Raw genomic sequence first — 22,711 nt, forward strand, 5'->3', positions numbered from 1 at the left:
TATGGGGCTTCATAGTTGTGCTGCCCCAGCTTAGGATAAAAAATTCGGTATATAGTTCGTTATTACTAGATACAGCACAAGTTTGGGAGTATCCGGAAAATAAAGGAAAAATTTTCTACAAAATTGCGCGATCGCCTTTGTCAGCGTCTTATGCGATGATTGGAACAGGCTCAAGAGAAGCTTTTTTGGGTTTGTGAGGATAGTTTGGGAAAAAAGCGATCGCCTAGTTTACGCTATGTATAGTTGTTATTTGATAAGAGACTTGACTTTTATAACCTCAACCAGATAAAATTACCAAACGATACAAAAAACAGAACCATGAAACGTGTTCAGCCACTATCTCTACGAATATGTAACTCCACTAAATGAGTGGGAGTTGCTGTAGGCTGAGACTTTGAGAATTTTACTAAAACAAAAGTCAATAGAGCAGAGCTACTTTCTCCCGCAGGACTGGATGCACGCGGGTGAGACTTGGTAGTCAGCGGAGTCTTATAAACTCTGTCCTCCAGATTAGAGGCGTTGAGTCGGTTCAATTCCGGCCACCCGCACTAAGGAGGAACTTTAACCGAAGTGACTTGACAGAGAAATTGATGACGCTTCACATCCTTTAAAATTCTCTGTGGGTGAGATTAAAAGGTCAAAAAAATACTTATGAAAACAATCAACTTGGATGCTCTGATAAATTCTCTAGAAGGCTTAGAAATCATTACTGACCCTAGCCAAATAGCAAAATTATCCCAAGATTATCACTCCTTTAGCCCTGTGCTAGTACCGAAACTAGAGGGTAAAGTTGGAGATGTTGTGGTTCGTCCCGCCAATGAAGAAGAGGTTTTAAAAGTAGCAGCTATTTGCGCGAAATTCCGTGTACCCGTTACAGTACGAGGTGCAGGTACAGGAAATTATGGGCAATGCGTACCATTGCACGGTGGCGTAATTTTAGATATGACGCGGTTGCAAAACATTCTTTGGGTAAAACCAGGATTAGCGCGGGTAGAAGCTGGGGTGAAATTAGCAGCTTTAGATAAAAAAGCCAGAGACAGCGGTTGGGAAATCAGGATGGCTCCTTCCACATACCGCACAGCAACAATCGGCGGATTTATTGCTGGGGGAAGTGGCGGCATTGGTTCGGTACAATATGGTTTACTAGGCGATCGCGGTAATATTCAAGCATTACGAGTTGTGACAGTAGAAGATGAACCCCGTGTGATTGAGTTGCGAGGGGACGATGTGCAGAAGGTGAATCATGCTTGGGGAATTAATGGCATCATCACGGAAGTGGAAATCCCGTTAGGGCCAGCTTATCCTTGGGCAGAAGTCATTGTCACATTTGATGAGTTCATGGCAGCGGCAAAGTTCGGTCAGGCATTGGGCTACGCCGATGGCATGATTAAGAAATCGATTTCTGTTTTTGCGTCCCCAATTCCACAATACTTTCACGCCCTGCAACAATACATTCCTAAAGGGACTCACGCTGCATTGTTAATGCTTGCTGAACCGAGTTTGGAATTCTTGCCGGAGTTAGTGCAACAACACGGCGGTAAGATTACTTATCAAAAGCCAGCAGAGGAAGCAGGAAAAGGTGTAAATTTGGGAGAATTTACCTGGAACCACACCACCTTACACGCCAGAAGTGTGGATTCTTCAATTACCTACTTGCAAAGTATGTTCCCTGCCAATCAAAGCTTGCAACTGGTAGAGCATCTGTATGAGCATTTTGGTGATGAAGTGATGATGCATCTAGAATTTTTTCGGGTTAACAGTGCGGTAGTTCCTGGTGCTTTGCAACTTGTGCGCTACACCACAGAAGAACGCCTCAACGAGATTATCCACTACCATGAACAGCAGGGCGTGTTTATTGCTAATCCTCACACATATATTATTGAAGACGGTGGCAGAAACGTTATTGATCCTAAGCAGTTAAAATTTAAGGAAATTGCTGACCCTTATGGATTGATGAATCCTGGAAAAAGCAAAGTTCTCCAATTAAAAATCCAAAATTAAAAAATTACATATACACAGATTAGAACTTTCTGTGTATATTTGTGTAAACTTCGCAAATCTAACTACCGGGTGTTGTCATCGAAGATAAACCAAATCTATGCAGTCCAACGCTAGTTGATACAACGAAGGGAACAAAACGCACGCGAGTGGCTCCACCACCCCAAAATCGCGCATGATTGAGATTGACGGTTCCTATGGAGAGGGAGGCGGACAAGTTCTTCGCACTTCCCTAAGTCTAGCCGCCATTACTGGCGAACCTATACGCATTGTAGGTATTCGTGCTGGACGCAAAAGGCCAGGATTAGCAGCACAACATTTAACAGCAGTTCGGGCTGCGGCAAGAATTTGTCATGCCCAAATACAAGGTGATGCTTTGGGTTCAATGCTGCTGGAATTCATTCCTGGTAGTTCTGTGCAAGCAGGAAATTATACCTTTGATATTAGTGAAGCACAAATTGGTGGTTCTGCTGGGGCGATCGCTCTAGTTTTACAGACTGTCCTTTTACCTTTGGCACTAGCAGATGGTGATTCTGTAGTCACGCTACGCGGTGGAACTCACGTGATTTTTAGCCCGACGGTGACGTACATTGAGCAAGTTTATCTACCAATTCTGCAACGCATGGGGATAAAAGCAGAAGTTAAGTTAGGGGCGTGGGGATGGTATCCTCAAGGTGGCGGAGAGGTAGAGATCCGGGTGAGTGGTGGTAGCAAACTTGCTGGGATCAACTTACTAGAACGTGGACACTTGCAGCAGGTACGGGGGCTGGCGGTGGTAACAGAACTGCCTTCGCATATTCCCCAACGGATGGCAAATCGTGCAGAAAATTTGTTGCGTCAAGCACATATAAAAGTAGCTGTACAAGCTTTACGAGAAAAAGGTGTAGCACCCGGAGCAGGTATTTTCCTAACTGCTGAGTATCAGAATAGCTTGGCGGGTTTTGGTGGGTTTGGACGTTTGCGGTTGTCAGCAGAAACAGTTGCGGAAATTGCTTGTAAGCAACTATTTAAGTTTCATCATACAGGCGCACCAATCGATGAACACTTAGGGGATCAGTTATTGTTACCGGCTGCTTTAGCGTCAAAAGAAAGCCACTACCGAGTGGCTAATGTGAGTACTCACTTGACTACAAATGCAGTGGTGATTGAGCAGTTTGGCTTGGCGCGAACCACAGTGGATGAAGCTGAGAAAACGGTATCAGTGATTCCTGTGGTTAACTAATACCAATTCAATTAATGATTGCAACACATCCTTGGGTGAAGACGCGATGAATCGCGTCTCTACTTTTGTGAAATGGTATAGGTAAATTTTTCAGTAACGAATCCGCGGATCTACATAAGCATTTAAAATATCGATCAAAATGCTTGCCGTCACGACGATCGCACCAAAAAATACCATGATTCCCTGTACAGTTGGATAATCGCGTTCGGTAATTGCTTGATATAGTCTATTTGCTAAACCAGGCCAAGAAAAGGTTACTTCAGTCAAAATCGCCCCACCTAACAAGGAAGCAAAGGTCAATCCTAAGACTGTAATTACTGGTATTAAAGCATTTTTTAAAGCGTGAGAAACTAAAATCTTATTTTCGGGAATACCTCTGGCTCTAGCGGCTTCTACATAATCCGCTCGCATGATTTGCTTTAAATTTACTCGCACAATCCGCTCAAAAATACCACTTAATAAAATTCCTAGCGTGCAACTAGGAAGAATTAGATAGTACAAAGCGGTAAAAAATTGCGTTAAATTCCCATGTAATAAACTATCTATGGTGTATAGTCCAGTTAAATTTTGTGGTGCTGGAATAGTCGCGGGGAAACGTGTTCCTAAAGGTAACCAATCAAGTTGAACAGCAAAAATTAATTGTAAAATCATTCCCGCCCAAAACATCGGGAGTGAATAAGTAATGATGCCAAATAATCGTCCTGCTGCATCTAAAGGTGTGCCAGGACGAGAAGCAGAAATTGTACCTATTGTAATGCCTACAATAAGAGCGATCGCAATAGCAAATACTGCTAACTCTGCTGTTGCTGGGAAGTATTGCCAAATTATCTCCCAAACTTTCTGTCCTCGGCTACTTAGAGAACTGCCCATATCAAAATGCAGCAAGTTTCCCACATAGTTGAGGTATTGTAATCCAATAGGAAGATTTAAACCTAATTGTTGTCGTAATTCCGCTTTGGCACTTTCTGGCGCACGTCCCCCAAGAATCGCATCAGCTGGATCTCCTGGCGTTGCACGTAATAGGAGAAACACAATTGTGATAATAGTCAACAATTGAAGTGGAGCTAACAGTAACCGAGTACTGATGTAATATGTTATGGCTTTGGAACGGGACATTTTTTAGTTAGGTGTTAAAAGTTAAGAGTTAGAGGATGTTTTAAACCTACTATTGCTAAGACAAAAGCTCGGAAACCTAACCCCCTTCCCTACAAGGGAATGGGGAGTTGCAAAGCCTCTCTCCGTTTCGGGGAGAGGTTTGGAGAGGGGTCTTTAGTATACTTTGAGACTTTCCAAGTAATCCTCTTAGGAGTCAGGAGTTTTTACTAATGACTACATTCTGATTGTTTTGTATACCAAATTCTGAGTTGGGTCTAATTGGACTCCGCTCATACCTTTTTGGGCAAAAACAAAGTCTTTGCTTTGCCATAAAGGAACGTAAGGTACGTCTGTTGCTACCAAATTTTGAATTTCTGCAAATATTTTATTACGAACTTCCGGGTTTTGCTCTTGTCGCTGCTGGTCAATCAATTTGTTCATGCGATCGCTATAATAAAACGAACCCTGAGACTGACTTCCACCGTCTTGACATCCTTTTTCTATTGAACCTTTATCGCAAGATAGAAATGGTTGAATGTAATTATCTGCATCTAAAAAATCAGGATACCAATCAAGCAAAATTGCTGGATATAAACCTTTAGGAATTTGTTGGAAAAATGTCGTAGAATCTACAGCAATCACTTCAAATTGCAAGATTCCATCCATTGTTTTCTTCGCAAGCGCTTTCAGAACAATTGCTGCCAAACTACGCGTAGGTGAACTAGAAGGATACCAAATTTCTACTTTTGCTGGATTACTTTTTGAGAAACCAGCTGAGGTTAGCAATTGTTTTGCTTTTTCCGTGTTGCCATCGCCATATGCCTTTTGAAACACTGGCTTGTAAACATCTAAAGTTGTCGGTATCATACTGTAAGCGGGATCAGCTTGACCATACCAAACTCGCTCTTTAATTTGTAGACGGTCAATCATTGAAGCGATCGCTTGTCTAACAGCTGGGTTATCTAAAGGCTTCTGATTCCTATTGATAGCCATATAACTCATTACACTACCCTGATTTGGAATAGCCTGCCAATCTCCTTTTTTGGCTTTTTCTTCCAAACTGCGAATTTGATCAGGATCCATAGATAAGTAAGCCACATCCACAGCTTTTTTGCGGAAGGCATTATACAAATTCACTCCGCTGCTGAGGATTTGTACGTTAATCCCATTATTAGCTGGCTTTTCTCCCCAATATTTATCAAAAACATCAAATTGCACCGAAGCCGGGCCTAAATTCGTCAATTTGTAAGGGCCAGTTCCAACAAAAATATTTGGTTTAAATTTCCCTTCTCCAATTTCGTATGCTTTAGGAGAAACTGCACATACCCCAGAAAATGCCAACAGTGAGGGAAATGCCGCAAAAGGCTTTTTAAGTTTAATTGTTAACTCATTTTCACCTGTGGCTTTTGCCGATTCCACAATATCAGCTAGTAAAAAAGAGGGTTTTCCTTTATTTTGAATAAAGCGCTGGATACTAAACGCCATTGCTTGGGCATTGAAAGGAGTTCCATCATGAAAAACTACTCCTTGGCGTAGGGGAATAGTGTAAATTACCCCATTTTCACTAACTTTAGGTAATGCTGTAGCTAATTGAGGCTTAATTGCGGTACTTCCTGGTTCGTAAGTATACAGGCGATCGCTCATATTAAACACCAAACCCAAAGATGCTAACTCATAAGCATCAGCCGGATCGAGGGTTCTTGGTTTGGAAGTTGTTCCTATAGTAATGCGACCATTACCTGTGGGGCTATTTGTCTGAGGACGAGGAGTGCAGCTAGTAACTAAAAATAAACATAGACAGAACAAAGATAAAAATTTTGTCATCCGACCCCACCGTTTCACGGAAAAGGAAAACCAAGTCATATCATTTAATATTTTTTATATTAGCGGTCAGTAATTATATTATATTTGTGACCATTAGGGTAATTTTTTATAATTAATTGTGGAGATTTCGTAGCTTAAGTATATGAGAATAAGAAAATGTAACTTTGAGAAAGTTGGAAGAGAACTTACTCGATAGGATTTTTTCTATAAAATATAGGCATCTCAATCAAAAATTAGTAATAAATACTAAACTTTACAATCTAGTTTATTAAAATTGGGCGATGTCTACGACGGGCTACGCCTACGCACTATATTTTTTGTTACAAAAACATTGACAAAAATACAGAGTTTGATGTTTGTTTAAGACTGAAAACTTTTTATTTAATTAAAATTTTAAACATTGACTAAATTTGTCGTAAATTCATAGTTATTAGGGAATTAGGTTTGTTAAGCTTTGACCGTAGCCCAAGTACTTGACCTCAAGACTGCACTTGTGGCGGATTGGGTGTAAACGTCTAGAGGTCAGCTTATCGTAGAGAGCATCCAGATGGCTTTACTAACAAATCTCTTGTTAATGCATCAGCTACTAAAGCGATCGCGATATTTTGAACAGCAGATTGAAAGTCTAATAGTGAGACTAAGACCGTGAAGTATTTCTTTCTCTCTGAAGGATGGACAGTTGCCAGAGTGTGGGCATCTGACGGACTCTGGCAGATAACCGCATGGCGTCGCCAGCCAGATATTCAGCGAATGAATATTTGTATAGTAGAGCAAAACGAATTACTGTGGCTTTATCGAGTTGAAGAGGCCGTTTTAACCGTAGAAGTGAAGCCAACGACACCAGTAGTAGTCAGCAAAACCATCGGTCAAGTAGTACTTAAGCGCCTCATGAGTGCTGAACAGGTAATAGAACGCTTAGGTAGCGCCGAGACAAAGTGCCAGTTGCAAAATATTCAATTGGTAGTCCAGTAGGGGCAGAGGGGCAGGGGGCAGGGAGCAGCACTTAGACTACGCTCAGTGACCGAGGGGCAGGGAGCAGGGAGCAGGGGGGACAAGGAGAAGAAATATTAATTCCTGCCTCCCGACTCCTGTCTACTGTCCACTGTCCACTGACTCCTTTTCATAAACATACGTAAATTAAATCTCTAAGAGGCATTGGTAGCGTTAGTAGCGAAATAACTTTGATATGCTACGCGATCGCATCAATTTACACGCTTGCAAAGAATTCCATCAATAGTTACACTTTTTAAAACATTCTCATTTTTGCTTGGCGATGTCTACCCTACGGGGTGAATCTCCCGAAGCGAGTAAGCATAGCCAAACCTCCCACGCTGTCTGACTTGTAAGACTAAGCTGTGGTGAAACTCTGGCTCTGGCAATAACAAAAAACAAGAAAGAGTTTTCTGAGTGGCGATGAAACACCGCTGTCAGAGGGTTTCCCTCGCGTCGGCGGCTGCGATCTCCGAAGGCGTCTCTGTAAGGAGATACCTAAAGGGCTTACTTCCCTCAGAGCCTCGGTAAGAAAATTACTTTGTAAACTAACTCATCGAGGAGGAGCGTAGTCGATGGGACTACCCTGGTACCGAGTACATACAGTCGTTCTGAACGATCCAGGACGGCTGATTTCTGTACACCTGATGCACACTGCCTTAGTGGCAGGCTGGGCTGGTTCGATGGCATTATACGAACTAGCTGTTTTTGACCCCAGCGATCCCGTTCTCAACCCCATGTGGCGTCAAGGAATGTTCGTGCTACCCTTCATGGCACGTTTGGGTGTTACCCAATCTTGGGGTGGCTGGAACGTGACTGGTGGGCCATCCACTGATCCTGGTTTTTGGTCATTTGAAGGCGTTGCTGCGGCTCATATCGTTCTTTCCGGTCTGTTATTCCTAGCTGCTGTTTGGCACTGGGTTTATTGGGATTTGGAACTCTTTAGAGATCCCCGCACTGGCGAACCTGCTTTAGACTTGCCAAAAATGTTTGGCATTCACCTGTTCTTATCTGGTCTACTTTGTTTCGCCTTCGGTGCTTTTCACCTCACCGGACTATTTGGGCCGGGACTGTGGGTTTCTGACCCTTACGGTGTAACTGGCAGCGTGCAGGCAGTAGCACCAGAATGGGGGCCAGATGGGTTTAACCCATATAACCCTGGTGGGATTGTGGCTCACCACATTGCTGCTGGTGTTGTTGGTATTATTGCTGGCTTATTCCATCTCACAGTCCGACCCCCCGAACGGCTCTACAAAGCCCTGCGGATGGGTAACATTGAAACCGTACTTTCTAGCAGTATTGCAGCGGTTTTCTTCGCCGCTTTTGTTGTTGCTGGAACTATGTGGTACGGTAACGCTGCTACCCCCATTGAACTGTTTGGCCCGACCCGCTACCAGTGGGATCAAGGCTACTTCCGTCAAGAAATTCAGCGCCGCGTTCAAAATAATGTTGCTCAAGGCGCTAGCCTGTCGGAAGCTTGGTCACAGATACCCGAAAAACTTGCTTTCTACGACTATGTAGGTAATAGCCCTGCCAAAGGCGGTCTATTCCGTACAGGGCCAATGGACAAGGGTGATGGTATTGCCCAATCTTGGCAAGGTCACGCTGTATTCAAGGATTCTGAAGGCAGGGAATTGACTGTACGTCGTCTCCCTAACTTCTTTGAAACCTTCCCAGTAATTTTGACCGACGCAGATGGAGTTATCCGCGCTGATATTCCCTTCCGTCGGGCAGAATCTAAGTACAGTTTTGAGCAATCTGGTGTTACCGTCAGCTTCTATGGCGGCAACTTGGATGGCAAAACCTTTACAGAACCAGCTGATGTGAAGAAATACGCCCGTAAGGCTCAAGGTGGTGAAATCTTTGATTTTGACCGAGAAACCTTGAACTCTGATGGTGTATTCCGCACCAGTCCCAGAGGTTGGTTTACCTTTGGACACGCCGTATTCGCTCTATTGTTCTTCTTCGGTCACCTCTGGCATGGCGCTCGTACAATCTACCGAGACGTGTTTGCTGGTGTTGATGCGGATCTCGAAGAACAAGTCGAGTGGGGTCTGTTCCAGAAAGTGGGTGACAAGTCAACCCGCCGGAAGGAAGCTCTTTAATTTTTGGCAAATGGGGAATGGGGAGTAGGGAGTAGGAATTAGGAATTAGGAGAGAGTTTTCCTAATCCCCAGTACCCATTACCCAATCCCCAGTACCCAGTACCCAATACCCAATACCCAATCCCTTTAATATGGAAAGCGTTGCATACATCTTGATTTTGACCTTGGCAATAGGAGTTCTCTTCTTTGCGATCGCATTTCGTGAACCCCCGCGCTTTGATAGAAAAGATGAGTAAGTCGCTATTACCAGACTTTTAAGCGCATCTAAAAGTAATATCCGTTGCTACTAAGGATTGTAGCGACGGATATTATTGTGAATGACCATTCATTATGTGATGTGATATAATTTTCTATCTGGAAGTTAATATGTGTTAATACTAGCTTTTCTACGCTAGGATAATTGAGGATGTAAGTGTAAACTGCCATAAATACGCTTGCACAGCCACCCCAGTTTTCGCACAAACTTTACGGAGACTAGAACCAGGAACAAATCAGCATGGTCAATCAGAACTTAACCGCTACAGAAATTGGATTTACTCACGAAGATTTCGCTGCTCTACTAGACAAATACGACTATCATTTTAGCCCCGGTGACGTTGTACCGGGAACAGTTTTCAGTATAGAGCCGCGCGGCGCTCTGATTGACATTGGTGCTAAAACAGCAGCATATATACCTATACAGGAAATGTCTATTAACCGGGTAGATGCCCCGGAAGAAGTATTACAGTCGAACGAAACGCGAGAATTTTTCATCCTCACAGATGAAAATGAAGATGGACAATTAACTCTTTCCATTCGCCGCATCGAATATATGCGGGCTTGGGAACGTGTGCGACAGTTGCAAGCAGAAGATGCGACTGTCCGTTCTGGCGTATTTGCTACTAATCGTGGTGGAGCATTAGTCAGAATTGAAGGATTACGTGGGTTTATTCCCGGTTCTCACATCAGTACCCGTAAACCCAAAGAAGAATTGGTAGGTGAAGAACTGCCATTAAAATTCTTAGAGGTAGATGAAGAACGTAACCGCCTAGTTCTATCCCATCGTCGAGCGCTAGTTGAGCGCAAGATGAACCGCTTGGAAGTCGGCGAAGTAGTAATTGGTACAGTCCGCGGCATCAAGCCTTACGGTGCATTTATCGATATCGGTGGCGTCAGTGGTCTACTGCACATCTCGGAAATTTCACACGAGCATATTGATACACCTCATAGTGTGTTCAATGTTAATGACGAAGTGAAAGTCATGATCATTGACTTGGATGCTGAAAGAGGTCGAATTTCCCTCTCTACCAAGCAGCTAGAACCCGAACCCGGTGACATGATTAAAAACCGTGATTTGGTCTACGATAAAGCAGAAGAAATGGCTGCTAAATATCGAGAACAACTGCTAGCTAAACAGCAAGGTATTACCGCTGCACCTGCTGTAGCTGAAGAAGATATTCCGTCAGCAACTGAAGAAGATATCCCGTCAGCGACAGAAGAAGACATTCCGCCAGCAACTGAAGAGATTTCAGCATCAGCAGAAGAAGACATTTCGCCAGCAACTGAAGAGATTACAACATCAACAGAAGAAGATATTACAGCAGCTATTGAAGAAGATATTCCAGCAGCAACGGAAGAAGAGATTCCAGTAGCTATTGAAGAGTAATATAGTTTTACTTGTCTGTGATTAAGAGTATCAAAACATTGTAAAAAGAGGGATTTTCCCTCTTTTTTTATGTGGAGAATTGGTAAAACTGAAAAGTTGAGGCTAGTGAAGAATTAGGAGTTAAAAGTTAGGAATAATAACTCCTAACTCATAACTTAATACAGTGGGGTGAAATATTTTGGCAACCATTAAATGTAGAAACATCACGTTTTCCAATATCCAAGCAATTTTGTTTGACAAAAATGGTACCCTGGAGGACTCAGAAGTATATTTGCGATCGCTCGCTCAAAGAGCAGCGAGGTTAATAGACGCTCAAATTCCCGGTATTGGGGAACCCCTATTAATGGCATTTGGCGTTAATGGTAGTACCCTTGACCCCGCAGGTATTGTCTCGGTAGCAAGTCGCCGCGAAACAGAAATTGCAGCTGCGGCATATGTTGCTGAAACTGGTAGAGGATGGTTTGAGTCTTTAAAAATAGCTCGTCAAGCCTTGGATGACGCTGAAAAATATATTGGCACAACTCCTTCACCGCTGTTTGTGGGGAGTTTGGATGCGTTGAAATACCTCTATGAAGGAGGGCTAAAACTTGGCATACTTTCAGCTGCGACAACTCAAGAGGTGCGTAATTTTGTGGCAAATCATCAGTTGAGTGATTATATTCAACTGGAAATGGGAGTGGATGAAGGCCCGAGTAAACCAGACCCAATATTATTTTTACAAGCTTGCCAAGCTTTGGGAGTCGAACCAAGCGCTACATTAATGGTTGGCGATTCTGTTGGTGATATGCAAATGGCACGTCATGCCAAAGCAGCCGGTTGTATTTGTATCACCTGGGTAGATAAGTCAGAGAATGTTCAAGGTGCAGATGTCGTAATTAATCAACTTGATGAAATCCAGATTTTAGAAAGGGAATAGGAATAAAAAAAAGATTTTCATCGTTTGTTAATCAATCCCCTAGAAAAAAGCTAGGGGATAATAATGACGAGTTATATTATTGAACTACCGTTGATAACGCAGCATGAAAATCTGTTTTTCGTGCCTAATTCTCTTTAAATTGACGAGCCACAATGGTTTTCTGTTTCTTGAGACGAGAAACTGTAATCAAAGCCCCAAACATCAATAGACCTAAAATTGTAGAGGATTCCGGTACTTTCTGAACGGCATTTAAAGATAAAGGAAAGCGGATACGGATGACACCGAATCCATTACCAGTGGTAAAGCCAACATCCTCAACTTGGGCGTCTTCATAAACTATCTGAAGGGCGCCACCAGCACTGTCAACATCTTTTAAAAAAGCATCAGCTAAACCTGCTGTTAATGAATCTAATCCATTAGCTTTACTCACACTAAATGGGTCAGTTAGAATGGCTTCACTATCATCTGCTGGTAAAGGGGTAGCACCATATTCGAGGAGTGAATAAAAAGGAGTATATCCTAAATTAAGTATTTTAGTGTTGCCATAAGTTAGATACAACTCTACATCATCTGGATTAGCTGTATAAATTCTTTCCTCAAGTGTTGTTTTCTTGCCGCCAAACCAGTTCTTTCCTTCCTTATCCTCTCCTAAATTCCAGGTAGAGGTAAAAGGGCGATCGCTTTTTTGCCCATAGCTAAAGCCAATATCACTTAGGGGAAGATTATTACTATTTAGGTAATTGTAAAAGTTAGAGAAGCCCGCTGTGACGCTTTGCAAAGTAGCTGATCTGGTAGCACCGCTTGGAGGCTGTTCAGGACTGTTATCGCGACCTGTTGTGTAATAGGGGGCAATATTGCCTGGTGAATTCAGAGCGTTTTCGGTGTGTCCACGATCTGGGGCATTAGGATTTAGATTGAAAAAAGCTGTATATCCTTGGTTATCGGAGGGAGTACCAAAGAAGAATAGCTTGTCATTGGATGCGATTGGTCGTGCTGAAATATTCTTGGCTGAGTCGTAGTTGAAGCTTACAGCTTGAGCAGGTAAAGGTACAACTGCTGCAACAGCGGTGGTTAGCCCAATAAATATTGAAAGTTTGTAATTAGACATATTTGTAATCACTTTTTAAGTATTTGAGTGATGTGAAACTTTATGCTTTTGGCTAAATTATTAAAGACTGTCAGGATTGAACTCACAGCATTGCCTTACCAACGCTGTGGTTCCCCTTAAGAAGTAGGCAGATGTTACTTTACATTCATTCTTTGGTTATGAAATTATACATTTTTAACTTGTTTTTCTGTTGTTTTATCAGAGCAGCTGTTCCTAAAGCTCCAAATATTAACAATCCTAAACCTGATGAAGATTCAGGTATATTTCTACTGCTGCTTACTCCTCTCAGTTGTAATGGGAAATTAACATAAGTGACATCATAACCGTTATAAGTGGTAAATTCAGCTCTAAGTGTAGAGTCTTCACTAATAGTCTGGATACTCCCACCAGCAGCAGCTAAATCTTCCAAAAAAGCATCAGCTAAACCTGAAGCTATGGGATCTAAATTGGCTGCTTTGGTTGCTGGAACTGGGTCATTCAAAAAAACATTAAAATTATCGCTGACGCCTGGTGTAGGCCCATTGTCTGTAGCAAAATAAAAAGGTGAAGAGCCAAAATCAACTACCTTAGTAGTTCCATATATTAAAATGTTTTCCTCATCATTTGGCCCAGTTTGATAAATTCTTTCTTCAATAGTTGAATCTGGACTCGCGAACCAATCTTGTCCGAGCTTATCTTCACCTAAATTTAACGCTTTAGTAAAATCCCGGTCAGCCTTTTGACCATAACTAAAGCCAATACTACTAAGCGGAATATTGTTGCTATTTAGATAAGTAGAGAGATTGGGGAATCCCTTGATGCTCTTTAAAGTTGCTGAACGGGTAGCAGTATTTGGAGCCGGACTGGCAGGACGACCCATAGTGTAATAACCAGAACTACCTGGCAACGCATTCTTGGCTATGCTTACATGACCTGCATCTGGAGCATTAGGATCGAGATTATTTATCAGCGCATATCCCTCATTCTCTGTAATATCTCCAAAAAAGTCGAGTACATAGTCAGACTCAATAGGTCGTGTCGAAAAATTTTTGATTTTGCTATAGTCAAAAGTTGCCGCTTGAGCTGTTATAGGCATCAAGACTGAGGCAGTAGACATCAGTCCTAGAAATAAAGAAAGGGCTGAATTACCCATAATTTGAACAAACTCCTCTCAACAAAGCTTGGATAGTTTTGATTTTTCGTACACTGAATCGATAGCAAGTCCTGGAATCAACACTTAGTAAGTATTCAGGTAATGTCAGATTTTTTCAAGTGCATTTTATAGTAAACTTTTTCAGAATAAAAGCGTGAAAAGCTAGTTTTCAACAAAAGTAAAAAATTGGAATTTTTTAGCTGTTGATTGAGAATTTAGCTTTTCCAACCAGAAAGTTCAAATAAATTCTGAATGCAGCTCTGAGAAGAAACTAACGAAACCTGAATCTTTAAAAACTTATAGTGCGGAACGATTACGCCGCTTACGCAGAGCTAGCGCTGCACTGGCAGCAGTTAAGATTGCCAATGTACTTTCAGGTTCAGGAACTTGGGTGGCGGCAACATCTATAAAAGCTCTTTCTCCTTGAGCTTCGCCTAGTTTCAAACCTGCAATTGGCTGACTAGCTCCAGCAGCTACAAGCAAATCGCTAAACTCTTGACTTGCTATCAAATCTATATTTTGGAGAGTCCAAGTATTAGTATTAAGATCAAAAGTAGGAGAACCTGATGATTTTACATCAAACAAACGTAAACCATTAGATTCTACATAAAAGTTAAATGCGGGATCGGAGTCGATCGCGAAACCGTTGAAATCAACATTTTGAGAAGGCAAAGTTAGCTTGTTGGGATCTACATTGAAAAATACTCTTCCCGAAAATCTTTCTATGTCACCCAGAGGGATGTAGACGCCTGTTTCTGGATCATAACGGAACTGAAAATCAGTGCCTAGAACATTAGGATCTGAACTGGGAGGAAGTAAGGCTAATCCATAAGTAAAACCAGGATCTGGGTCAATTGTACTCTGTCCCCCACCCAAAGATAAACCTAAAGACTCCAGGAGAGTAAGCGCATTAGGATCAAACCTAATGCTCTCTTTACCACCTATTTCTCTGTAGACTTTGGCCTCAGCATGAACAGCCAGAGGTGCGGATACTAAAACGGTGGTAGTCAGTCCCAAAATTATTAGCGGGTTGTAGTTAAGCATAGGTTAAGTTTAAAAAAGCTTGAAAGAACGGATCTTGCTCTAAGAGAATCTGCAAAATTGCTTTGCTAACTTTATTCTTGATTTGATTAAATAATTGCTCAGGAACTTTGAAAAGCCTGACATTTTATTATGTGTTTTTCGCAAAATTTGCAGATAATAAAGTTTAGTCTACAGTATATCCTCTAAAAAAAATGTATTTTGTCTAACTTATAAGAAACGCTTAACTTAGTTGTTGATTTCTCAAAGAAAGCTCTATTTTTGAGCTTGGTGTATGTACTAATTAAATGAATCTAGAAAATAGAAAATGCAGTTCAGGATAAGTTAGAAAATTTTGCTTTTTGAGAATTAAATTTGACAAAGTACTGCTGACTATGCATGTTAATTAACACTTTTTAACTTGAAAAGTCCCACAGCAAGGGTGAGATACCAGATATTTAACAGCGTCATGCTGATGAACACTACCGGGCCTACAGATATACCAAAGTCTTTAACCAAACTCACGAGCCATCCGATCGCAACAATGATACCAAGCCAGCCAATCCAGCGTGAGATTAACCGAGACCGCAGCAGGGCGATCGCAATTAACCCAACCCACAAGCCAGTAAGCAACTGCGTTCCCAGATGCTCACCAATCTTGCCTGCATACAAGTTAAAAGCGTCGTAGATTAAGCCAATAGTTTCACGTGTAGTTGCGCTCGTTCCTGGATTCACATAAGTATCTGCAAGAAATGGCATAAGAAAGAGCCAGCGCAATATCCCCAGACTTTTCATCACACCACTTAGTACCCCAAACATGGTAGCAGTCGTCAACAACAGCCCCTTCCCACTAGCTAGTATGCGGTGGAGCAAGAGAGAGAGCGGAATCAGCAAAATTGACGACAGCATATAGCTGTAATAGCCTGCGATGACAGCACTGTGATGCTTGGCAATTAAGGGTAGAACCACGCTGGCGGGTTCATCCAAGCCAGCAGGCCAATTGACTGCGTTGGATAAAACCCTAAAGGCAGTCATAAACAGAATAACTTCCAACACCAAAAACAGCGCAGTTATTTTGGGTAAAGACACTGCTGATACTCGGTGCTGCTGGCCAATGTGCATCTTAGTAGCATTGTTCATGTGTGCGATTTATTTGCAAACTTCTATTTTGTGTCTTGGTGGTAAATACGTTATTTTTAAACCACCAAGACACGAAGAAAAACCCATTATGCTCTTTGGGACAAATTCATCTGAATGCCATGACGCGGTAACAGAGAAACCATAGCAGCTGGTTCAACTGGATGTCCTGGGACTAATTCTAAACGGTAAGCTTGTGCGACCAAAGCGATCACCAACTGGATCTGCATAATTGATAGGTTGTATCCCAGACAAGCACGAGGGCCGATACTGAAAGGAATAAAGGCAGCGCCAACCCGATTTCTAGCACGTTCTGGCGTAAAGCGTTCCGGGTCAAAACCTTCTGGATTATCCCAATATTGTGGGTTGTGCTGTACTCCATATATGTTGAATAAAAGCATCGATTTAGCTGGGATGTGTACACCACCAACTACGTCATCTTCAATCGCTTCCCGACCAATCACCCAAAATGGCGGATACATCCGCAGTGTTTCCTGCACAATTAGCTTAGTGTAATTCAACTTTGGCAAATCATCGAAAGTTGGTTGGCGATCGCCAAGTACTCTCACGAGTTCAGCTTGCATCTGACGCTCAACATTGGGATTGAGTGACAACGAATGCCAGACCCAAGATAGCGCTCTGCCAATCGGTTCAAAGGCAGGTAATAGAATCCACAACAGCCTTTCGCGTAACAGTTTGTCACTCAAGCCTGTACCTGTTTCATCACGCCATGCCAGCAACACTGAAAGTAAATCTTCCTTATCTGAACCATGATTTTGGCGTTCTGCAATGATTTGGTCTACTGCTGATTGGAGTGTTTGTACAGCTGCCAGATACTTACGATTGGCTGCGGTGGGAAAACTTTCTGGTACATTAAAGTTCGATACAGCCGTAGCATTGAAGTGTTCTATAATCACTTGCATCGCTAGAGCCACATCATCCAGCCCTGAGTTGAAATCATTCCCAATCAAAGTCTTTCCCGTAAAAGCCAGACTCAACCGCATCATTTCTGCTGCTACATCAATTGGTTGGCGGTTTTCAGCAAAATTCTGCCAACGGACAAGCATCTTTTGAGTAGCATCTGCGATCGCAGCATCCATAGTGGCATAATGCTGAGGCTCGAAAAAGGGTCGAATAATTTGACGGTTAATTTTATTAGTCCACCCTTCTCCAAAAAGCAGCTTAGTTTGCATTTCTAAACGCTTGAGCTTGTTATAGTTCTTAATATTTTCTTGTAATGCATACTTAATATAAAGGGGATTATTGATAACAAAAACTTTTTTAAATCCTAAATTTAAACATACGATATCTCCATATTGACTATGAAGTTCATAAAAAAGTTGAAGAGGATCATTTGCCAGTCTGTTGAAAGCACTAAGTGAGCCTAATAAGTTGGGGCCTTGGGTCTTTCCTGGCGTTGTATTATGGGTGGAAGTTACATCGGTAGCCATCAAGTGTCTCCTTAGAGATTGCTAAGTTTTTATCAGTTTTTGAGACTATTTGCAAGCATCAAATAATTTATCTTCATTTAGTAGGGATTGAGGAGAATTGCAAGTGTCAAAACCCCCCAATTGAGTGCAAACCTATGAGGGTTGCGATTCTGCTAAATTTTTTATGGCTTGATTCATTAATTCAAAGCCACCTCGTGTATTTTTGCTGAGTTTTTTCGCTAGAAAAGGAATAAGTAAACCTGTATAAGTCTCTTTTTGAATTAGGCGAACACCTTGATTTCCCAATTCTTCAATAATATAAGTGTGTTCCCCATCGAACATACCCGGCAATATAAATTTGCCTTCCCATACCAATGTCCGGTTTTCTTCGGTTTTGATAATTGTCGGGTTAAAAACCATACTCTTTAAACCAGGGGGTTGTACATGGATGGTAATCTTAGCGCCTTGATGAATCTTTCCTTCAGCTTTGACTATAAAAGGATTCCAGTTGATGTAATCATTAAAATTTGTCAAAATACTCCAGACTTTTTCAGCTTTAGCTGCGATTTCAACCTCTGTATAAATTTCCAAGCTTGTTTGCCAATTTGATGTTTTATTTGTTGTCGGGAATGTAGAAAGAGCCATGCTTTTTCTCCTGTTTGGTTTTCTGTGGGGAAACTATCTGCAAAATATGCATTTTATTTAGTAGTTTGGACTATACTTCTGTTGAGAGTTACGGATAATCTGAACTACAAGTAGGGCAAATAGAATTAAAATTAAGCTAAAGATATATTGCGCGTTGGCAACTTTCATAACTAATGAGGAAAGTATCGGCCCAGCAGCACATCCAGAACCATATATGGCTGTGAACATGGCGCTGCCAGCAGATAATTCATTGCGAGAAAGCTTTGCTCCAATGAGTGCCAGTGCTAAAGGAAAAATTGGACTGACACTAGCTCCGGCAATAAAAGTAAAAATCTGAGTAGTAATGAAGTTACTACTTAAGGAAAGAGACAGGATGGAAATTAATGCAATACATACACAGATTAAAAGAATTTTTAATCTGTTAAATTTATCAGCTAAATGTGTAACTGGAATAGTAGCAAGCAAACCACCAATTACGAAGACAGTAAAGGTATAACCTATCTGCGTCACACTGTAGTTTTGGCGCAGCAAATATACTGGATATAGTGAAACTAAAGTTGCTACAGTAAAACCATAAGCAAACGCACCCTGAAGCGGGAGTGTGAGCTTTTTAAAACTAGTACGTGACGAAGATTGAAAAGCGATCGCCTTTTCTGGCAAGCCTATCCAAACAACAACAATACCACTGAGAACTAAAAGACTGCCGAGAAAAAAACTAATTTTGGGCGAAACACTATAGAGGGCAGAACCCATAACTGGGCCAATACCAAACCCGAAACTATAAGCAAGAGCATGAAAACCGCTGGCTCTGGCTCGATTGCTGTCATGGCAAAAGCTGTGTAATCCAGTTTGTCCACAAACTAAATACAAGCAAGAAGCAATTCCCATCACCGCGCGGATGAAAAACCATAAAGGCATTTGTGTAGTTAGAGGAAATAGCGGCGCACTCAAACCCATCAGTGCCAAGCCAAGCATCATAGTTTTACGCAATCCTAATTGACGTAATATTTTGGCTACAAAAGGTGCTGTTAGCGTTATTGTCAAAAAGTAAACTGTAGAATTAGCCCCTATCCAAACATCATCAACTTGATGTTGAGCCATCAGTGTCGAGATAAAGGGAGTAAACAGCCCCATAGAAATACCAGACAAAAAACTGATAATATACAAAGCTGGTAATCCGGTAGAAAAGGGAGAAGTTGATGTTGTTGAAGAGACTTCCTGCATTGTTTTGATCAAGTTATATATTTGCAGTCAAAGTAAAATATTGGCGTTGCTGAACTCAGGAATGATTAAGATGAATAACAGCAACGCTGGCTTGCTTCACAAGTATTGCTGAAAGTTATTTACCATGTGCAACGCTTTCTTTGACTGACGATATAGGTGCAAGCATTTTCTCTATCAACTCCAAGTATTGTTCGCCAAGAGACTTGATAGTTCCAGACTGGTGGAAATTGCGAGAGTATTCAATTTCTAGTTGGAAATTGCCATCAACAATAGAAAAGAAAAACTCTAACAAAGTTGTGCGTTTTTGTTCAGGAGGAGACAAACGCCGATCGCGTTCTTCTTCACTGAACTCAAACAAGTCAAACTTAGGCTGTGTGCGATTTCCCAAATAATTGGCTCGAATCGATGTGAGATTTGCATCGGGATAGATATAGTTGGGTAAGCGATCGCAAATCCAATCAAAAGTAACACCATTCATCGGTAGTCCATCAAACCCTTCTTTGATATGCTTGATGGTTTTCTCCCACTTTTCGTCATACTCTACCATTACTCCAAGGGGGTAATTTACTGCAAAGTTACCAAAGCTTTCCCAATAGATATGGTTATCACCCAAATCTCTGCCGTGACTGCGATGGCTGATTACTACCCAAGACTTGCCACACCAAACAGCCATTAATTGGTATAAAGGAGCGAGTAAAAGTGTATACAAATTGCTACCGTAATGCTGTTTAGCTTTGCGTAACAATGTATCGCTCTGGCTTTTAGTCAGAGTGAATCGTTGAATCGCAGCAGAAGCTTCAACATTAGCCCCCTTAATCTGGTCAAAGGGAACATGAAGCGTATATTGTCGAGAAGGAAATTGTGCTTTCCAATAATCAACATGGCTGGCTAAGGCTCCACTTTCGTCTTCTGCCACTAGTAGACGCACCAAATCTGCGTAGGAAGGTGGGGAGGGGTTTTCAAAGGTTGGTACACTACCTGCCAAAATCTGGTCATAGGCATACCAGAGTTCCTTGAACAGCACAGTTGTACTCAGCATATCAGCGATGATATGGTGGGCAATCATGGCGATGTCATAAGATGATTCATCAACTTTGACTACGATTGTTGCCAATAACGGCCATTGATCCAAACGCAGTTTTTGACTGCTCTGCTCTATCCTTGAGCGGATTTCTTCATCGCGCTGTGCCGCTGTCAGTTGACTACCATCAAAGAAATCTACAGGCAATTGCTTTTCTGTACCCAGAATTTGCTGCTGCCATTGTCCATTGCGTTGAACAAATAAACTACGCAACCCAGAATGCCGCACCACCATCAAATTGAGAGCTTTGTTAAAAACGTCCAGATTCAAAGCTTGGCGGTAGCGAAAACGTGTATATCCTGTCCACTGGTAAGGTGGCTCAAAGTATGTCACTAACCAACGTTGAGCCGGCCCCAGTGGTAGGTATTCTTGAACAGAAACTTCAGCCTTCTCACTCAGTTTTTTTTTCGGCTGATTCTCATCCAACAGTGCTTGTAAAGCTTTGCGATCCAGCTTACCATTGTGATTCTTTGGTAGACTCGGCAGCCATTCCACACGTTGCGGAATCATGTAATCAGGCAGTAGTTGAGAAAGATGTTGCTTGATTTGGCGATTGTCCACCTTGTTTCCAGACAACCAAGCTATCAATCTTTTCTGCCCAGCGCCATAATCCACAGCTAAAACTGCCGCCTCGCGTACACTTGGGTGAGTATTGAGAACACTTTCGATTTCTCCCAGTTCGACACGAAAACCCCGAATTTTCACCTGATGGTCGATACGTCCGTGATATTCAAAACTACCATCTGGCAACTCCTTAGCTAAATCACCAGTCCGATAAAGATGCTCTCCAGGAATTTGGGGAAACGGATTCGGGCGAAATGCTTCTGATGTGCGTTGCGAATCATTCAAGTAACCCTTGGCAAGTTGGACGCCTCCAATCCAAAGTTCTCCCAACTGCCCAGGTACAACTGGCTGCATTTGGTCATTTAAAATCTTGATGTAAACATTATCAATCGCTTTGCCGATAGGAATTTGACTAGTCACTTTTTCATCAGGACGTTCCTCAATGAGATGTGCAGTCACGTCAATAGATGCTTCAGTTGGGCCATAGAGATTTGCTAGTCCAGTACCTGTACCATACTTATCAATCCAACGTTGGATAAAAGGTAAAGGTAAAGCTTCACCACTAAAAATTAACCAGCGCAAATCAGGGAATTCCCATGATTCATCTTCTAAAGCACTGATAAATTCACCAAACAATGAAGGCACGAAATGCATCACATTAATTTGGGTATCTTTGAGCCACTGAGCAAGTTCCCAAGGATTAATTACTATTTCCCTAGCTATTGGACAAATAGTAGCTCCTTCCATCAGCGTCCAAAAGAGTTCCCAAACCGAGATGTCGAAACAGAAAGAAGTTTTTTGAGCAACTCTATCCCCAGGTTTTAACTGGAATGTATCTTGCATCCAGCGGAGGCGGTTCATGTAGCCCCGATGATTGAGCATAACTCCTTTGGGGCGTCCAGTAGAGCCAGAAGTATACAAAACCGTCATCAAATCATTGGGATCATTAATATATTCCGGGTCTTGGTCTGGGAAAGTAGACCAAGTATTTTTATTAAGTATTTGTAGTTCTTTGCTAGGTAGGAAGGTTTCGCCATCGTCCAAGAACATCAAGGTTTGCAATGGTAATGCCGCATCCAAGCACTCTTCGAGTTTATTAGTTACTTGGTACTCAGTCAGCAAAGTCTCAATCTTGGCGTGTTCGAGAATGTAACGAATGCGTTCCCCTGGGTAAGAAGGGTCGAGGGGAACATAAGCACCACCAGCCTTGAGGATACCTAAAATTCCGACCAGCATCAAAGGGCCACGTTGGGTCATAATGCCAACAAGAGTATTTGGCCCTACGCCTTGAGTCTCTAAATAATTAGCAACCTGATTAGAAAGGCGATGTAACTGTGCGTAAGTTAGTTGAGTGTCTTGGTGTAGAACTGCGATCGCATCTGGCGTTTGCTGAACTTGTTCTACAATTTTTAAGTAAGGAATTTCTTTAATATTACTCATCTCAATGATTTACCTATTAATTGGGGATTGGGGAATAGGGAGTAGGGAGTAGGGGAGCAGGATAAGAAAATTGACTCTTGTACAGACGCGATTTATCGCGTCTCTACTCCTGACTCCTGTACAGACACGATGAAT

18 protein-coding genes and 1 tRNA gene are annotated in these 22,711 nt (G+C 42.0%); 9 read left to right on the forward strand and 10 right to left on the reverse strand.

All coding sequences use genetic code 11. The features are described from left to right. Positions 1 to 17 precede the first annotated feature (17 nt). The 4 genes from WKK05_RS10190 (at position 18) to rtcA (ending at position 3,220) form a co-directional block, all read left to right on the forward strand. Positions 18 to 197 (forward strand): hypothetical protein, encoded by a 180-nt coding sequence (locus tag WKK05_RS10190; RefSeq protein ID WP_341529615.1) that lies wholly within the window; start codon positions 18 to 20, stop codon positions 195 to 197. Positions 198 to 460: 263 nt separating this feature from the next. Continuing rightward, positions 461 to 548, forward strand: a tRNA-OTHER gene (locus WKK05_RS10195). 103 nt (positions 549 to 651) lie between these two features. Further along, positions 652 to 2,001 (forward strand): FAD-binding oxidoreductase, encoded by a 1,350-nt coding sequence (locus WKK05_RS10200; RefSeq protein WP_341529616.1) that lies wholly within the window; start codon positions 652 to 654, stop codon positions 1,999 to 2,001. 172 nt (positions 2,002 to 2,173) lie between these two features. After that, on the forward strand, positions 2,174 to 3,220 hold the full coding sequence (gene rtcA / locus WKK05_RS10205; RefSeq protein ID WP_341529617.1) for an RNA 3'-terminal phosphate cyclase: 1,047 nt from the start codon (positions 2,174 to 2,176) through the stop codon (positions 3,218 to 3,220). A gap of 90 nt (positions 3,221 to 3,310) precedes the next feature. Here rtcA and WKK05_RS10210 read toward each other — a convergent pair whose 3' ends face one another. After that, positions 3,311 to 4,336, reverse strand: coding sequence for an ABC transporter permease (locus tag WKK05_RS10210; RefSeq protein ID WP_341529618.1), 1,026 nt, complete (start codon positions 4,334 to 4,336; stop codon positions 3,311 to 3,313). A 213-nt stretch (positions 4,337 to 4,549) separates the two neighbouring features. Further along, positions 4,550 to 6,178: an ABC transporter substrate-binding protein gene (locus WKK05_RS10215; RefSeq protein ID WP_341529619.1), complete on the reverse strand. Its 1,629-nt coding sequence runs from the start codon at positions 6,176 to 6,178 to the stop codon at positions 4,550 to 4,552. 606 nt (positions 6,179 to 6,784) lie between these two features. On the opposite strand from WKK05_RS10215, the gene WKK05_RS10220 reads away from it, so the two are divergent. The 5 genes from WKK05_RS10220 to WKK05_RS10240 all read left to right on the forward strand — a co-directional run bounded on the left by WKK05_RS10220 (position 6,785) and on the right by WKK05_RS10240 (position 11,795). Further along, entirely contained in the window at positions 6,785 to 7,111 is a 327-nt protein-coding gene (locus WKK05_RS10220; RefSeq protein WP_341529620.1) for a hypothetical protein, read from the forward strand. A gap of 593 nt (positions 7,112 to 7,704) precedes the next feature. Then, positions 7,705 to 9,234: a photosystem II chlorophyll-binding protein CP47 gene (gene psbB / locus WKK05_RS10225; protein ID WP_341529621.1), complete on the forward strand. Its 1,530-nt coding sequence runs from the start codon at positions 7,705 to 7,707 to the stop codon at positions 9,232 to 9,234. A gap of 131 nt (positions 9,235 to 9,365) precedes the next feature. Beyond that, positions 9,366 to 9,470: a photosystem II reaction center protein T gene (locus WKK05_RS10230; protein ID WP_341529622.1), complete on the forward strand. Its 105-nt coding sequence runs from the start codon at positions 9,366 to 9,368 to the stop codon at positions 9,468 to 9,470. A gap of 260 nt (positions 9,471 to 9,730) precedes the next feature. Then, positions 9,731 to 10,879 (forward strand): S1 RNA-binding domain-containing protein, encoded by a 1,149-nt coding sequence (locus tag WKK05_RS10235; RefSeq protein ID WP_341529623.1) that lies wholly within the window; start codon positions 9,731 to 9,733, stop codon positions 10,877 to 10,879. A gap of 178 nt (positions 10,880 to 11,057) precedes the next feature. Further along, positions 11,058 to 11,795 (forward strand): HAD family hydrolase, encoded by a 738-nt coding sequence (locus WKK05_RS10240; protein ID WP_341529624.1) that lies wholly within the window; start codon positions 11,058 to 11,060, stop codon positions 11,793 to 11,795. A gap of 124 nt (positions 11,796 to 11,919) precedes the next feature. Here WKK05_RS10240 and WKK05_RS10245 read toward each other — a convergent pair whose 3' ends face one another. From WKK05_RS10245 to WKK05_RS10280, 8 genes are all read right to left on the reverse strand, one after another. After that, positions 11,920 to 12,903, reverse strand: a complete 984-nt coding sequence (locus WKK05_RS10245) for a hypothetical protein (protein WP_341529625.1) — start codon at positions 12,901 to 12,903, stop codon at positions 11,920 to 11,922. A gap of 145 nt (positions 12,904 to 13,048) precedes the next feature. Continuing rightward, on the reverse strand, positions 13,049 to 14,035 hold the full coding sequence (locus WKK05_RS10250; RefSeq protein WP_341529626.1) for a PEP-CTERM sorting domain-containing protein: 987 nt from the start codon (positions 14,033 to 14,035) through the stop codon (positions 13,049 to 13,051). Between the two features lie 297 nt (positions 14,036 to 14,332). Continuing rightward, positions 14,333 to 15,079, reverse strand: coding sequence for a PEP-CTERM sorting domain-containing protein (locus tag WKK05_RS10255; RefSeq protein WP_341529627.1), 747 nt, complete (start codon positions 15,077 to 15,079; stop codon positions 14,333 to 14,335). 378 nt (positions 15,080 to 15,457) lie between these two features. Beyond that, positions 15,458 to 16,195: a DUF4386 domain-containing protein gene (locus WKK05_RS10260; protein ID WP_341529628.1), complete on the reverse strand. Its 738-nt coding sequence runs from the start codon at positions 16,193 to 16,195 to the stop codon at positions 15,458 to 15,460. An 86-nt stretch (positions 16,196 to 16,281) separates the two neighbouring features. Continuing rightward, on the reverse strand, positions 16,282 to 17,643 hold the full coding sequence (locus WKK05_RS10265; RefSeq protein ID WP_341529629.1) for a cytochrome P450: 1,362 nt from the start codon (positions 17,641 to 17,643) through the stop codon (positions 16,282 to 16,284). Between the two features lie 132 nt (positions 17,644 to 17,775). Further along, positions 17,776 to 18,267, reverse strand: a complete 492-nt coding sequence (locus WKK05_RS10270; protein WP_341529630.1) for an SRPBCC domain-containing protein — start codon at positions 18,265 to 18,267, stop codon at positions 17,776 to 17,778. 57 nt (positions 18,268 to 18,324) lie between these two features. Next, the gene (locus WKK05_RS10275) at positions 18,325 to 19,491 is read right to left on the reverse strand and encodes an MFS transporter (RefSeq protein ID WP_341529631.1); all 1,167 of its coding nucleotides are present in this window, start codon (positions 19,489 to 19,491) and stop codon (positions 18,325 to 18,327) included. A gap of 115 nt (positions 19,492 to 19,606) precedes the next feature. Next, positions 19,607 to 22,576, reverse strand: a complete 2,970-nt coding sequence (locus tag WKK05_RS10280; protein ID WP_341529632.1) for an amino acid adenylation domain-containing protein — start codon at positions 22,574 to 22,576, stop codon at positions 19,607 to 19,609. Between the last annotated feature and the right edge of the window lie 135 nt (positions 22,577 to 22,711).

The organism is Nostoc sp. UHCC 0302 (genome assembly GCF_038096175.1).
In the GTDB taxonomy this organism is placed as follows: Bacteria; Cyanobacteriota; Cyanobacteriia; order Cyanobacteriales; family Nostocaceae; genus UHCC-0302.

Coding starts and splice junctions, on each gene's coding strand:
- WKK05_RS10200 (WP_341529616.1), top strand. CDS start 652: ATGAAAACAATCAACTTGGATGCTCTGATAAATTCTCTAGAAGGCTTA.
- rtcA (WP_341529617.1), top strand. CDS start 2,174: ATGATTGAGATTGACGGTTCCTATGGAGAGGGAGGCGGACAAGTTCTT.
- WKK05_RS10210 (WP_341529618.1), bottom strand. CDS start 4,336: ATGTCCCGTTCCAAAGCCATAACATATTACATCAGTACTCGGTTACTG.
- WKK05_RS10215 (WP_341529619.1), bottom strand. CDS start 6,178: ATGACTTGGTTTTCCTTTTCCGTGAAACGGTGGGGTCGGATGACAAAA.
- psbB (WP_341529621.1), top strand. CDS start 7,705: ATGGGACTACCCTGGTACCGAGTACATACAGTCGTTCTGAACGATCCA.
- WKK05_RS10230 (WP_341529622.1), top strand. CDS start 9,366: ATGGAAAGCGTTGCATACATCTTGATTTTGACCTTGGCAATAGGAGTT.
- WKK05_RS10235 (WP_341529623.1), top strand. CDS start 9,731: ATGGTCAATCAGAACTTAACCGCTACAGAAATTGGATTTACTCACGAA.
- WKK05_RS10245 (WP_341529625.1), bottom strand. CDS start 12,903: ATGTCTAATTACAAACTTTCAATATTTATTGGGCTAACCACCGCTGTT.
- WKK05_RS10250 (WP_341529626.1), bottom strand. CDS start 14,035: ATGGGTAATTCAGCCCTTTCTTTATTTCTAGGACTGATGTCTACTGCC.
- WKK05_RS10255 (WP_341529627.1), bottom strand. CDS start 15,079: ATGCTTAACTACAACCCGCTAATAATTTTGGGACTGACTACCACCGTT.
- WKK05_RS10260 (WP_341529628.1), bottom strand. CDS start 16,195: ATGAACAATGCTACTAAGATGCACATTGGCCAGCAGCACCGAGTATCA.
- WKK05_RS10265 (WP_341529629.1), bottom strand. CDS start 17,643: ATGGCTACCGATGTAACTTCCACCCATAATACAACGCCAGGAAAGACC.
- WKK05_RS10270 (WP_341529630.1), bottom strand. CDS start 18,267: ATGGCTCTTTCTACATTCCCGACAACAAATAAAACATCAAATTGGCAA.
- WKK05_RS10275 (WP_341529631.1), bottom strand. CDS start 19,491: ATGCAGGAAGTCTCTTCAACAACATCAACTTCTCCCTTTTCTACCGGA.
- WKK05_RS10280 (WP_341529632.1), bottom strand. CDS start 22,576: ATGAGTAATATTAAAGAAATTCCTTACTTAAAAATTGTAGAACAAGTT.